Annotated in this window: 8 protein-coding genes; 7 read left to right on the plus strand and 1 reads right to left on the minus strand. The window is 39.5% G+C overall.

What is annotated here, in order from left to right; genetic code table 11:
* Positions 1-232 precede the first annotated feature (232 nt).
* The 4 genes from ispE to BTR42_RS00605 all read left to right on the plus strand — a co-directional run bounded on the left by ispE (position 233) and on the right by BTR42_RS00605 (position 3,118).
* Positions 233-1,081 carry a 4-(cytidine 5'-diphospho)-2-C-methyl-D-erythritol kinase gene (ispE, locus tag BTR42_RS00590; protein WP_061459301.1) on the plus strand — a complete coding sequence of 283 codons (849 nt, stop codon included), beginning with the start codon at positions 233-235 and terminating at the stop codon, positions 1,079-1,081.
* A 75-nt stretch (positions 1,082-1,156) separates the two neighbouring features.
* Positions 1,157-1,603, plus strand: a complete 447-nt coding sequence (locus BTR42_RS00595) for a zinc-dependent MarR family transcriptional regulator (protein WP_039695577.1) — start codon at positions 1,157-1,159, stop codon at positions 1,601-1,603.
* A complete protein-coding gene (locus BTR42_RS00600; RefSeq protein ID WP_009853222.1) occupies positions 1,600-2,310 on the plus strand; it encodes a metal ABC transporter ATP-binding protein in 711 nt (236 codons plus the stop codon). The genes BTR42_RS00595 and BTR42_RS00600 overlap by 4 nt, the downstream gene beginning before the upstream one ends.
* Complete coding sequence (locus tag BTR42_RS00605) at positions 2,300-3,118, plus strand: metal ABC transporter permease (protein ID WP_077495915.1); 819 nt, start codon at positions 2,300-2,302, stop codon at positions 3,116-3,118. The genes BTR42_RS00600 and BTR42_RS00605 overlap by 11 nt, the downstream gene beginning before the upstream one ends.
* Positions 3,119-3,194: 76 nt before the next feature.
* Here the strand turns inward: BTR42_RS00605 and tyrS are convergent, their stop codons facing one another.
* Positions 3,195-4,451, minus strand: a complete 1,257-nt coding sequence (tyrS, locus tag BTR42_RS00610; protein WP_077495917.1) for a tyrosine--tRNA ligase — start codon at positions 4,449-4,451, stop codon at positions 3,195-3,197.
* Between the two features lie 159 nt (positions 4,452-4,610).
* Here tyrS and pbp1b point away from each other — a divergent pair, with 159 nt between their 5' ends.
* The 3 genes from pbp1b to rpoC all read left to right on the plus strand — a co-directional run bounded on the left by pbp1b (position 4,611) and on the right by rpoC (position 14,666).
* Positions 4,611-6,935: a penicillin-binding protein PBP1B gene (gene pbp1b / locus BTR42_RS00615; RefSeq protein WP_077495919.1), complete on the plus strand. Its 2,325-nt coding sequence runs from the start codon at positions 4,611-4,613 to the stop codon at positions 6,933-6,935.
* A gap of 342 nt (positions 6,936-7,277) precedes the next feature.
* Positions 7,278-10,850 carry a DNA-directed RNA polymerase subunit beta gene (gene rpoB / locus BTR42_RS00620; protein WP_039695584.1) on the plus strand — a complete coding sequence of 1,191 codons (3,573 nt, stop codon included), beginning with the start codon at positions 7,278-7,280 and terminating at the stop codon, positions 10,848-10,850.
* Between the two features lie 177 nt (positions 10,851-11,027).
* On the plus strand, positions 11,028-14,666 hold the full coding sequence (rpoC, locus tag BTR42_RS00625) for a DNA-directed RNA polymerase subunit beta' (protein WP_012961326.1): 3,639 nt from the start codon (positions 11,028-11,030) through the stop codon (positions 14,664-14,666).
* Positions 14,667-14,711: the final 45 nt, after the last annotated feature.

Raw genomic sequence — 14,711 nt, forward strand, 5'->3', positions numbered from 1 at the left:
CGAGAACAACTTTTGTTCTCGCTTTTTAATGTTTAATTTTAAAATATAATATGTTCTTAAGACTGAAATATGATTGACTTTAGATAAGAAGGAATATATATCATTGAATAATGTTTGGGTGATGATGTTCGTAATGTTAAAAATTTATGGCTTTTGGGAAGAATGTGGATATTTTTGTTATCTTCTAAAATTATTTGATATAATAGATGTAATATTTTAAAAGGATTATTGAATGGCTATTATTGAGAAGGCACCAGCTAAGATTAATTTGGGGCTAGATATTATTGGAAAACGACCGGATGGTTATCATGATTTATCTATGATTATGGTTAGTGTTGATTTGAATGACTATATTACGGTTTCTGAAATTGATGGAAGTGAGATTGTGGTTGAGTCTAATAATCATAAAATGCCCTTGAATGATAAAAATGACGTTTTTAAGGCTGCTAAATTGATTCGTGAGGTTTATCAGATTGATTCAGGGGTTAAGATTGAGTTGAAAAAATCAATTCCTATTTGTGCTGGCCTGGGTGGTGGTTCAACAGATGCTGCTGCTACAATTCGAGCTTTGGATAAATTATGGCAGCTTAATCTTTCTAAGGATGAAATGATTGATGTTGGATTTCAAATTGGGAGTGATGTTCCGTACTGTCTGGAGGCAGGTTGTGCGTGTATTTCTGGTAAGGGAGAGATTGTAGAATGTCTTGATTATCAATTATCAGCTTGGGTTGTTTTAGTGAAACCTGAGTTTGGTGTTTCAACACGTACGGTTTTTCCTGAAATTGATTGTAAGACGATTTCACGTGTAGATATCGCTTCGTTACGAGAGGCGGTGCTTGCTAAGGATTACGAAAAAATGATTGCATATATGGGAAATTCTTTGGAGGATATTACCATTAAGCGCAAGCCATTTATTCAAAAAATCAAGGATCGGATGATGAATTGTGGAGCAGATGTTGCTTTGATGACGGGAAGTGGTCCGACAGTTTATGCTTTGTGTCGTTCGGAAAAAAAAGCCGATCGTCTGGTCAATAGTATGCGTGGCTTTTGTAAGGAAGTTTACAAGGTTCGTATTTTATAGAGGAAAGAGTCAAGTCATTGATTCTTTTTTTAGTTTTTGATATAATTAACTGGTTAATGAAATGAGGTGTGAAATATGCAGCTAGAGAAGCAAGTAGATAAGTTAGTAAATCAAATTTTGTTGAAAGCAGAAAATCAGCATGAATTGTTGTTTGGTGATTGTCAGAGTGGTGTTGCCATAACGAATACTCAAGAGCATATCTTAATGCTTCTGTCACAAGAACGTTTGACAAATTCTGATTTGGCAAAACGTTTGAATATTAGTCAGGCAGCGGTAACGAAGGCAATTAAGTATTTGGTGAGTCAAGGAATGTTAGCGTCTGTGAAAAATAAAGAGGATGCGCGAGTGACTTATTTTGAATTGACAGACATTGCTAAGCCAGTTGCCAAAGAGCATACTCATCATCATGATGCAACATTGGCTGTTTACAAAAATTTATTTAACCAGTTTTCTGAGGATGAACAAGACGTTATTGCACGATTTTTGAAGGTCTTTTCAGATGAGTTAGAAGGGCGAGAATGAGATATATTACTGTAGAAGATTTGTCTTTTCAATATGATAGTGAGCCAGTTTTAGAAGGAATTAACTATCATCTTGATAGTGGAGAATTTGTCACTTTAACAGGTGAAAATGGTGCTGCCAAATCTACGTTGGTAAAGGCGACATTAGGTATTTTGACACCAAAGAGTGGTCAAGTAACTATTTCAAAAACGAATAAAGAGGGTAAGAAGCTCCGCATTGCTTATTTGCCACAGCAAATTGCGAGTTTTAACGCAGGTTTTCCATCAACGGTTTATGAATTTGTGAAATCAGGGCGTTATCCAAGGAATGGTTGGTTTCGTCGTCTGACCAAGCATGATGATGAGCATGTCAAAATTAGCTTAGAATCTGTTGGCATGTGGGAAAATCGTCATAAGAGAATTGGTAGCTTGTCAGGTGGGCAAAAACAGCGTGTTGTTATTGCTAGAATTTTTGCATCTGATCCTGATATTTTTATTTTGGATGAACCAACTACTGGTATGGATGCTGGAACGACAGAAACTTTTTATGAGTTGATGCATCATAGTGCGCATAAACATGGAAAATCTGTTTTGATGATTACTCATGATCCAGATGAGGTAAAACATTATGCTGACCGTAACATTCATTTGATACGTAATCAAAAGACGCCATGGCGTTGTTTTAATGTGCATGGTACTGATGTGAAAGGGGCTGTTGATGTTGATTGAAATATTTTCTTATGATTTTATGCAACGTGCTATTATGGCAGTAATTGCTATTAGTATTTTTGCCCCGATTTTAGGAATTTTCCTTATCTTACGTCATCAAAGTTTAATGAGTGATACGCTTAGCCACGTTTCTTTGGCCGGTGTTGCCTTAGGCATTTTGCTTGGGACTTCAACAACTTGGTCAACGATTCTTGTTGTCACGATTGCTGCGGTTATTTTGGAGTATTTGCAGACGGTTTATAAGCATTATGTTGAAATTTCAACAGCTATTTTAATGTCACTTGGTTTGGCGATTTCGTTGATTGTGACGAGTAAGTCTGAAAATGGTAGTAGTGTTAATTTGGATCAATATTTGTTTGGTTCGATTATTACGATAAATATGGAACAGGTAATTGCGCTATTTACCATTGCAGTTGTTGTTGTGCTTCTAACGATTTTATTTATTAGACCAATGTATATTTTGACATTTGATGAGGAGACAGCTTTTGTTGATGGTCTGCCTGTTCGTTTAATGTCTGTTCTCTTTAATATTGTGACAGGGATTGCGATTGCTTTGACAATTCCTGCGGCTGGAGCTCTTTTGGTTTCAACGATTATGGTTTTGCCAGCAAGTATTGCTATGCGCTTGGGGAAGAATTTTAAATCGGTCATTCTTATTGGTGTAATCGTTGGTTTTATCGGTATGGTAGCTGGTATTATCACCTCTTACTACTGGGAAACACCTGCGAGTGCAACCATTACGGTTATTTTTGTGGGAATTTTCCTTTTGGTGAATTTATTTAATATGATTTTTCATCGTAATAGCTAAAAAAAGAGGGGCTCTCCCTCTTTTTTTGTTGTGATAAAAAACAGACACCCAATGGTGCCTGTAAAGATTGTGCTAATTAGTATGTTAACACGAAGTATTTTTTCTTACCGCGACGGATAACTGTTAGTTCGTTATCGATTTTATCGTCGTCAGAAAGTGTGTAATCTAAATCTTGGATACGTTCACCGTTGATGTAGATGGCACCATTTTGAACGTCTTCACGTGCTTGACGTTTTGATGGTGAGATTTTTGCGGCTACAAGAACTTCAATGATATTGCGGTTATCGTCGGCTTGAACAGCGTAGTTAGGAACGTTGTTTAGACCTTGTTTCAATTCTTTTGCTGAAAGGCTCTTGATGTTTCCAGCGAAAAGTTGTTCAGTGATTTTAAGGGCTTGTTTGTAAGCTTCTTCGCCGTGAACAAGTGTGACAACTTCGCGTGCTAAGATTTTTTGTGCTAAACGTTCGTGACGAGCTGCGTTGAATTCTTTTTCGATTTCAGCGATTTCTTCTAGTGAAAGGAATGTGAAGATTTTCAAGAAGCGAACAGCGTCGTCATCCATAACGTTGAGCCAGAATTGATACATTTCGTATGGAGATGTTTTGTCGGCATCAAGCCAAACAGCATTTCCTTCAGATTTACCGAATTTTTTACCTGTTGAATCAGTGATGAGTGGTACGGTCATGACGTGACCTGTTTTATCAGCTTTGCGGCGTAGCAACTCTGTACCAGCAGTCATATTTCCCCATTGGTCTGAACCACCGATTTGCAAGGTAACGTTGTATTTGTCATTTAATTCGTAGAAATCGTAACCTTGCATGATTTGGTAGGCGAATTCAGTGTATGAGATACCAGTTTCGATACGTTTTTTAACGGATTCTTTACTCATCATAGCGTTGACAGTAAAGTATTTTCCGACATCACGTAGGAAGTCAATGAAGCTGACATTACCAAACCAATCATAGTTGTTTACCATAACGGCTTTGTTGTCACCATTTTCGAAATCAAGGAAACGTGATAATTGATTTTGAATCTTAGTTACCCAGCCGTCAACAGTTTCTTTAGTTTGAAGACTGCGTTCAGCATCTTTGAATGATGGGTCACCGATAAGTCCAGTAGCTCCTCCAACAAGAGCATATGGTTTATGCCCTGCCAATTGAAGGCGGCGTGATGTTAAAATAGCAACTAGGTGACCAAGGTGCAAGCTATCAGCTGTAGGATCATAACCAGTATAATAGGATACTTGCCCTTCTGTTAATGCTTTGACAAGGGCTTCTTCATCAGTCGTTTGAAAAACTAAGCCACGTTCTTTGAGTTCTTCGAATATGTTCACGAGCTTTCTCCTTACTTAAAATTTTGAGGTTGATAGTAATTTCTAGCTAAGCTAAATCTACCCCAATGATATATTGTAGTTTACAGGCTATTATATCAAAAAGCGGTACTTCTATGCAAGCTTTATCAAAGTTTGGTATAATATTAATGAGGTATTAGAATGTTTAAGAGAAACAAGAAAAAGAAAAAAACAAATCACCAGAAACTTAGTGTTATAGATTTGGGTTCGGTTGTTTTAAGAACAGTGAAATTATTAACCGACTTTTTTTATATTATTATCATCCTGTTTGGGATGTTAGGGGCGGGGATAGCTTTTGGTTATCTTGCAAGTCAGATTGATTCTGTCAAAGTTCCTAGCAAGGAAAGTCTGGTTAGTCAGGTAACATCTCTGACTAGGATTTCAGAGATGTCGTATTCTGATGGTAGTTCGATTGCAAGTATTGATACTGATTTGTTGCGAACACCTGTTGAAAGCGACGCTATTTCAGACAATGTTAAAAAAGCCATTATTGCGACTGAGGATGAAAATTTCGAGAGCCATGATGGTGTTGTTCCAAAAGCTGTTTTTCGTGCAACCTTAGCTTCAGTGCTTGGTTTGGGTGAGACAAGTGGTGGGTCAACTCTTACGCAACAGTTGATTAAACAGCAAATTTTGGGAGACGATCCAACCTTTAAACGTAAATCACGCGAAATTATCTACGCATTGGCGCTAGAACGTTATTTGAGTAAAGATGAGATTTTGACTGATTATCTTAATGTCTCTCCATTCGGACGTAATAATAAAGGTGAAAATATTGCTGGGATTGAAGAAGCAGCGCAAGGTATTTTTGGCGTTTCAGCCAGTGATTTGACAATTCCACAAGCGGCATTTTTAGTTGGTTTGCCACAAAGTCCGATTGTCTATTCTCCGTACACAGCTGCAGGGCAGCTGAAAGACGAGGAGGATATGGCTTATGGTTTGTCTCGTCAGCAAGATGTTCTTTATAATATGTATCGCGCAGGCTATTTGACTAAAGCTGAATATGAGGAATATAAGGCTTATGATGTTAGTCAGGATTTCATTCAACCTGAATCAACGACAACGAGTGAACATGATTTCCTTTATTATGCCGTTTTAGAAGAGGCTCAGGATATCATGTATGATTATTTGGTTGAGCAAAATGGTGTTTCTGAACAAGAATTAAAAAATGATTCAACGAAGGAATCTTACCAAAAATTGGCTTTAGAAGCGTTGCAACAGGGTGGCTATACCATCAAAACAACAATTGATAAAGATGTTTATAACGCCATGCAGAATACCGTAGCACAATACGGTAGCACGCTTGATCAAGGAAGCTCAGAAACGGTTGAAGTTGGTAATGTCTTGATGGATAATTCAACTGGGGCTATTCTAGGATTTATTGGTGGACGGGATTATTCAACTAACCAGAACAACCATGCGTTTGACACTGCGAGGTCACCAGGATCAAGTATTAAGCCGATTATCGCGTATGGGATTGCTATTGACCAAGGGCTTTTAGGTAGTGCTAGTATGTTATCTAACTATCCGACAACTTTCTCTAGTGGTCAGTCAATCATGCACGGTAGTGAAGAAGGAACGGCAATGGTTACTCTCCAAGAAGCTTTGAATACGTCATGGAATATTCCAGCTTATTGGACGTATCAAATGTTGCTCAATGATGACGTTGATGTTGAATCTTATATGAAGAAAATGGGATATGATATTGATGATTATTCTATTGAAAGCTTGCCTTTAGGTGGAGGAATTGAGACAACGGTTCTTCAACAAGTTAATGCTTACCAAATGATTTCAAATGGTGGTGTTTACTTGAAAGGTTACATGGTTGACAGTATCACAGATAGTCAAGGCAATGTTATTTATCAACATAAAGCTAATCCTGTACGTGTCTTTTCTGAAGCAACGGCTAGCATTTTAAATCAGTTATTAAAAGAAGTTATCACTGGTGGTGGTACGACAAAATTTTATGCAGATTTAAAGAGTTTAAATGCGACAGCCGCTAGTGCGGATTGGACAGGTAAAACCGGTACAACTGACAATTATACAGACGTGTGGCTTGTGCTATCAACACCGAAAGTAACGCTTGGTGGTTGGGCAGGTAATGACGACAATACTTCTTTACCTGATGCAGCAGGACATACTTATAACGCGCAGTACATGGCTTATTTGGTTAATGCTATCTACAATGCTGATTCAAGTGTCTTAGGTGTTGATAAGAAATATAGTTTGTCTTCAAGTGTTATCAAATCAACTGTTCTTAAAGCAACAGGTTTACAGCCTGGTACGGTGACGGTCAATGGTCGTTCGCTTACTGTGAGTGGTGAAACAACGACAAGTTACTGGGCTAAGAATGGTGCGGGTACAATGACTTATAAATTTGCTATTGGTGGTACAGATAGTGATTATACAAAAGCTTGGGAAAGTTTGTTGAGTAATTCATCTATCACAACAAGTAGCAGCAACTAATATACTTGCAAAAATTGAAAAAATAAGGTATAATATTAACGACTATTTGTCGTCTGCTTTAGTTGAAATATTGTCCAACTAAGGTTTACAGCAGTTAAATCACACTTTTATTGGTCAGATTTAGCTGCTCTTTTTGTGCCTAATTTTAGAAAAAATAGGAGTTGTAACCTATATTTAAAGATTCTAAAAATTCACATCAACGACACACTTGGCAGGGTGTTTTAACGAGCAGCCTAACTATAAAGGTCAAGATGAAAAATAATGATGATTCTCGTCAAAATGAAGGGAATCGGGTTATGTGACATTTATTGACCTCTGTATTTTAATGAAGGAGTAAAAAACTTGGCAGGACATGAAGTTCAGTACGGGAAACACCGTACACGTCGTAGCTTTTCAAGAATCAAGGAAGTTCTTGATTTACCTAACTTGATTGAAATTCAAACGGATTCTTTTAAAGACTTCTTGGATAATGGATTGAGAGAAGTTTTTGAAGATGTACTTCCGATTACAAACTTTACGGATACTATGGAGCTTGAATTTGTTGGTTACGAGTTAAAAGAGCCTAAATATACGCTTGAAGAAGCTCGTATCCACGATGCATCTTATTCAGCACCTATTTTTGTAACCTTCCGTTTGATTAATAAAGAAACAGGAGAAATCAAAACTCAAGAAGTTTTCTTCGGTGATTTCCCAATCATGACCGAAATGGGTACATTCATCATCAATGGTGGTGAACGTATTATCGTTTCTCAGTTGGTTCGTTCTCCTGGTGTTTATTTCAACGATAAAGTTGATAAAAACGGTAAAGTTGGTTACGGTTCAACTGTAATTCCTAACCGTGGAGCTTGGCTTGAATTAGAAACAGATTCAAAAGACATTGCTTACACACGTATTGACCGTACACGTAAAATTCCATTTACAACACTTGTACGTGCGCTTGGTTTCTCAGGTGATGATGAAATCATGGATATCTTTGGTGATAGCGAGCTCGTTCGTAATACTATTGAAAAAGATATTCACAAAAATCCAGCAGATTCACGTACTGACGAAGCTCTTAAAGAAATTTACGAACGCCTTCGTCCAGGTGAACCAAAAACAGCTGATAGCTCACGTAGTTTGCTTGTAGCTCGTTTCTTTGACCCACGTCGTTATGACTTGGCAGCTGTTGGACGTTACAAAATCAATAAAAAACTTAACGTCAAGACTCGTCTCTTGAATCAAACCATTGCTGAAAACTTGGTTGATGCTGAAACTGGTGAAATTCTTGTTGAAGCTGGTACAGTAATGACACGTGACGTGATTGATTCAATTGCTGAACAATTAGACGGTGACCTTAACAAATTTGTTTACACACCAAATGATTACGCTGTTGTCACTGAACCTGTTGTTCTTCAAAAATTCAAAGTTGTGTCACCAGTTGACCCAGACCGCGTTGTTACAATCGTGGGTAATGCCAATCCTGATGATAAAGCGCGTGCGCTTACACCAGCAGACATCTTGGCTGAAATGTCATACTTCCTTAACCTTGCTGAAGGTCTTGGTAAAGTTGACGATATCGACCACCTTGGTAACCGTCGTATTCGTGCCGTTGGTGAGTTGCTTGCTAACCAATTCCGTATTGGTCTTGCTCGTATGGAACGTAATGTTCGTGAACGTATGTCAGTTCAAGACAATGAAGTGTTGACACCACAACAAATCATCAACATTCGTCCTGTAACTGCGGCTGTTAAAGAATTTTTCGGTTCTTCTCAATTGTCACAGTTCATGGACCAACACAACCCACTTTCTGAATTGTCTCACAAACGTCGTTTGTCAGCCTTAGGACCTGGTGGTTTGACTCGTGACCGTGCTGGTTATGAAGTTCGTGACGTGCACTACACTCACTATGGTCGTATGTGTCCGATTGAAACTCCTGAAGGACCTAACATCGGTTTGATTAATAACTTGTCAACATACGGACATCTTAATAAATATGGTTTCATCCAAACACCATATCGTAAAGTTGACCGTGCTACTGGTGTGGTTACAAACGAAATTGTTTGGTTGACTGCCGATGAAGAAGATGAATACACAGTAGCGCAAGCTAACTCAAAACTTAACGAAGATGGAACATTCGCTGAAGAAATCGTTATGGGACGTCATCAAGGTAATAACCAAGAATTCCCATCAAACATCGTTGACTTCGTAGATGTTTCTCCTAAACAAGTAGTTGCCGTTGCGACAGCATGTATTCCTTTCCTTGAAAATGATGACTCAAACCGTGCCCTTATGGGTGCCAACATGCAACGTCAAGCGGTGCCATTGATTGACCCACATGCACCATATGTTGGTACTGGTATGGAATATCAAGCAGCTCACGATTCTGGTGCCGCTGTTATCGCTAAACACGATGGACGCGTAGTTTTCTCAGATGCTGAAAAAGTTGAAGTTCGTCGTGAAGATGGTTCACTTGATGTTTACCACATTACTAAATTCCGTCGTTCAAACTCAGGTACAGCATACAATCAACGTACACTTGTTAAAGTTGGTGATATTGTTGAAAAAGGTGACTTCATTGCTGATGGACCTTCTATGGAAAAAGGTGAAATGGCACTTGGTCAAAACCCAATCGTTGCCTACATGACATGGGATGGTTACAACTATGAAGATGCCGTTATCATGAGCGAACGTCTTGTTAAAGAAGATGTTTACACATCAGTTCACTTGGAAGAATTTGAATCAGAAACACGTGATACTAAGTTAGGCCCTGAAGAAATCACTCGCGAAATTCCAAACGTTGGTGAAGAAGCTCTTAAAGACCTTGACGAAATGGGTATTATCCGTATCGGTGCTGAAGTTAAAGAAGGTGATATCCTTGTAGGTAAAGTAACACCTAAAGGTGAAAAAGACCTTTCTGCTGAAGAACGCCTTCTTCACGCAATCTTCGGTGATAAATCTCGTGAAGTACGTGATACATCACTTCGTGTGCCACACGGTGGAGACGGTGTTGTTCGTGATGTTAAAATCTTCACACGTGCTAACGGTGATGAATTGCAATCAGGTGTCAACATGCTCGTTCGTGTTTACATTGCACAAAAACGTAAAATCAAAGTCGGAGATAAAATGGCCGGTCGTCACGGAAACAAAGGGGTTGTTTCTCGTATCGTTCCTGTTGAAGACATGCCATATCTTCCAGACGGAACTCCAGTTGATATCATGTTGAACCCTCTTGGGGTGCCATCTCGTATGAATATCGGACAAGTTATGGAACTTCACCTTGGTATGGCAGCTCGTAACCTCGGTATTCACATTGCAACTCCAGTCTTTGACGGGGCAACTTCAGAAGACCTTTGGGATACTGTTCGTGAAGCTGGTATGGATAGCGACGCTAAGACAGTTCTTTATGACGGTCGTACAGGTGAACCATTTGATAATCGTGTCTCTGTTGGTATCATGTACATGATCAAACTTCACCACATGGTTGATGATAAACTTCACGCTCGTTCAGTTGGTCCTTACTCACTTGTTACACAACAACCTCTTGGTGGTAAAGCACAATTTGGTGGACAACGTTTCGGTGAAATGGAAGTTTGGGCTTTGGAAGCTTATGGTGCATCAAATGTCCTTCAAGAAATCTTGACATACAAGTCAGATGATGTGACTGGACGTCTTAAAGCTTATGAAGCTATCACTAAAGGTAAACCAATTCCAAAACCAGGTGTACCAGAATCATTCCGAGTGCTTGTTAAAGAATTGCAATCACTTGGTCTTGATATGCGTGTGCTTGATGAAGATGACAACGAAGTAGAACTTCGTGATCTTGATGAAGGTGAAGACGACGATGTTATGCACGTTGATGACCTTGAAAAAGCTCGTCAAAAACAAGAAACTGAATCTGCTGAAAAAGTAGAAGTTTCTGCTGAAGAAAATAAATAATAGGAAACAACAATTTAGACATGGAAAGTGCAAGCCAACCTTGCCTTTCCTAGTCAGATTGTTTGAATGAGTCCTATAACGATAAATAATGTCTTGCAGACAAAAAGTTTGTAAGTCGTGACAAGTTAGAAAGTAGCTCTGCTATTTTCAAAAGAACAATAAAGAAAGGTAAAACTAGTGGTTGACGTAAATCGTTTTAAAAGTATGCAAATCACATTAGCCTCACCAAGTAAAGTCCGTTCATGGTCTTATGGTGAAGTTAAAAAACCTGAAACAATCAACTATCGTACGCTCAAACCAGAACGTGAAGGTCTTTTTGATGAAGTAATCTTTGGACCAACAAAAGACTGGGAATGTGCTTGTGGTAAATATAAACGTATTCGTTATAAAGGAATTGTTTGTGACCGCTGTGGTGTTGAAGTAACACGTGCTAAAGTTCGTCGTGAACGCATGGGACACATCGAATTGAAAGCTCCAGTATCACACATCTGGTACTTCAAAGGTATTCCATCACGCATGGGACTTACTCTTGATATGAGTCCACGTGCTCTTGAAGAAGTTATTTACTTCGCTGCTTACGTAGTTATCGATCCAAAAGATACTCCGCTTGAACCAAAATCACTTTTGACTGAGCGTGAATATCGTGAAAAATTACAAGAATACGGACAAGGCTCATTTGTTGCGAAAATGGGTGCTGAAGCTATCCAAGATCTTCTTAAGCGCGTTGATTTGAAATCTGAAATCGCTGAACTTAAGGAAGAATTGAAAACAGCAACAGGGCAAAAACGTATCAAAGCTGTCCGTCGTTTAGATGTGCTCGATGCCTTCTACAAATCTGGTAACAAACCAGAATGGATGGTACTTAACATCTTGCCAGTTATTCCACCAGATCTTCGTCCAATGGTTCAATTGGATGGTGGACGTTTCGCTGCATCTGACTTGAATGACCTTTACCGTCGTGTTATCAACCGTAACAACCGTTTGGCTCGTTTGCTTGAATTGAATGCCCCAGGTATCATTGTGCAAAATGAAAAACGTATGTTGCAAGAAGCTGTTGATGCTCTTATCGATAACGGTCGTCGTGGTCGTCCAATCACTGGTCCTGGTAGCCGTCCTCTTAAATCTTTGAGCCACATGCTTAAAGGTAAACAAGGTCGTTTCCGTCAAAACTTGCTTGGTAAACGTGTTGACTTCTCTGGACGTTCAGTTATCGCCGTAGGTCCAACACTTAAAATGTATCAATGTGGTGTGCCACGTGAAATGGCTATCGAATTGTTCAAACCATTCGTAATGCGTGAAATCGTTGCGCGTGACTATGCTGGTAACGTTAAAGCAGCTAAACGTATGGTTGAACGTGGTGATGAACGTATTTGGGATATTCTTGAAGAAGTTATCAAAGAACACCCAGTGCTTCTTAACCGCGCACCGACTCTTCACCGTTTGGGTATCCAAGCCTTCGAACCAGTCCTTATTGATGGTAAAGCACTTCGTCTTCACCCACTTGTTTGTGAAGCCTACAATGCCGACTTCGATGGTGACCAAATGGCCATCCACGTACCACTTTCTGAAGAAGCACAAGCTGAAGCACGTCTTCTTATGCTTGCCGCAGAACACATCCTTAACCCTAAAGATGGTAAACCAGTCGTAACACCATCTCAAGATATGGTTCTTGGTAACTACTACCTTACTATGGAAGAACCAGGTCGTGAAGGTGAAGGAATGATCTTCAAAGACCGTGATGAAGCAGTTATGGCTTACCGCAATGGTTATGTTCACTTGCATACTCGTGTGGGTATTGCCGTTGATAGCATGCCAAATAAACCATGGACTGACGAACAGAAACATAAAATCTTGGTTACAACTGTAGGTAAGATTCTCTTCAACGATATCATGCCTGAGGATTTACCTTACCTTCAAGAGCCAAACAATGCTAACCTAACAGAAAAAACGCCAGATAAGTACTTCTTGGCACCAGGACAAGATATTCAATCTGCTATTGACAGCTTGGAAATCAATGTACCATTTAAGAAGAAAAATCTTGGAAATATCATTGCGGAAATCTTTAAACGTTTCCGTACAACAGAAACATCAGCTTTCCTTGACCGCTTGAAAGACCTTGGTTACTATCATTCAACTCTTGCTGGTTTGACAGTGGGTATCGCCGATATCCCAGTTATCGATAACAAACAAGAAATTATCGATGCAGCTCACAGCAAAGTTGAACAAATCAACAAAGCCTTCCGTCGTGGTTTGATGACTGATGATGACCGTTATGTTGCTGTTACAACAACATGGCGTGAAGCTAAAGAAGAACTTGAACAACGTCTGATTGAAACACAAGATCCTAAGAATCCTATCGTTATGATGATGGACTCAGGAGCTCGTGGTAACATTTCTAACTTCTCACAACTTGCCGGTATGCGTGGTTTGATGGCTGCTCCGAACGGACGTATCATGGAATTGCCTATCCTATCTAACTTCCGTGAAGGTTTGTCTGTCTTGGAAATGTTCTTCTCTACTCACGGTGCTCGTAAAGGTATGACCGATACAGCCCTTAAGACTGCCGACTCTGGTTACCTTACTCGTCGTTTGGTTGACGTTGCCCAAGACGTTATCATTCGTGAAGACGATTGTGGAACTGACCGTGGTCTTGTTATTCGTGCCATTACTGATGGTAAAGAAGTAACAGAAACTCTTGAAGAACGTCTTGTTGGTCGTTACACTAAGAAATCTGTTAAACATCCTGAAACTGGCGAAGTTATCGTTGGTCCAGATGTATTGATTACTGAAGATATGGCAGCTGAAATTGTTAAAGCTGGTGTTGAAGAAGTTACAATCCGTTCAGTATTTACATGTAACACTCGTCATGGTGTCTGCCGTCACTGTTATGGTGTCAACCTTGCAACAGGTGATGCGGTTGAAGTTGGTGAAGCAGTTGGTACAATTGCTGCTCAATCTATCGGTGAACCTGGTACACAGCTTACAATGCGTACCTTCCACACGGGTGGTGTTGCGTCAAATACCGATATCACACAAGGTCTTCCTCGTATCCAAGAAATCTTTGAAGCTCGTAATCCTAAAGGGGAAGCCGTTATCACTGAAGTTAAAGGTACTGTTGTTGACATCGAAGAAGATGCTTCTACACGTACTAAGAAAGTTTACGTTCAAGGTAAAACTGGTATGGGTGAATACGTGGTACCATTCACTGCCCGCATGAAAGTTGCTGTTGGTGATGAGGTACACCGTGGTGCTCCACTTACTGAAGGTTCTATCCAACCTAAACGTCTCCTTGAAGTTCGTGACACATTATCAGTTGAAACTTACCTTCTTGCTGAAGTACAAAAAGTTTACCGTAGCCAAGGGGTAGAAATCGGTGATAAACACGTCGAAGTAATGGTTCGCCAAATGCTTCGCAAAGTTCGTATCATGGATCCAGGTGATACAGAACTTCTCCCAGGCACACTTATGGATATTGCAGACTTTACGGATGCTAACAAAGATGTTGTTATCTCTGGTGGTATCCCTGCAACATCACGTCCAGTGCTTATGGGGATTACAAAAGCTTCGCTTGAAACTAACTCCTTCTTGTCAGCCGCATCATTCCAAGAAACAACTCGTGTTCTTACAGATGCTGCTATCCGTGGTAAGAAAGATCATCTTCTTGGTCTTAAAGAAAATGTTATCATCGGTAAAATCATTCCAGCTGGTACAGGTATGGCTCGTTACCGCAACCTTGAACCACAAGCTGTTAATGAACTTGAAACAAGTGAAGAAGCAGAAACAGTTGAAGCAACTGTTTCAACAGATGCTGAATAAGGTTAATTCACATTTTATGCTAATAAATGAAAAGGTCTGAGATGA

The sequence above is a fragment of the Streptococcus gallolyticus subsp. gallolyticus DSM 16831 genome (assembly GCF_002000985.1).
In the GTDB taxonomy this organism is placed as follows: Bacteria; Bacillota; Bacilli; order Lactobacillales; family Streptococcaceae; genus Streptococcus; species Streptococcus gallolyticus.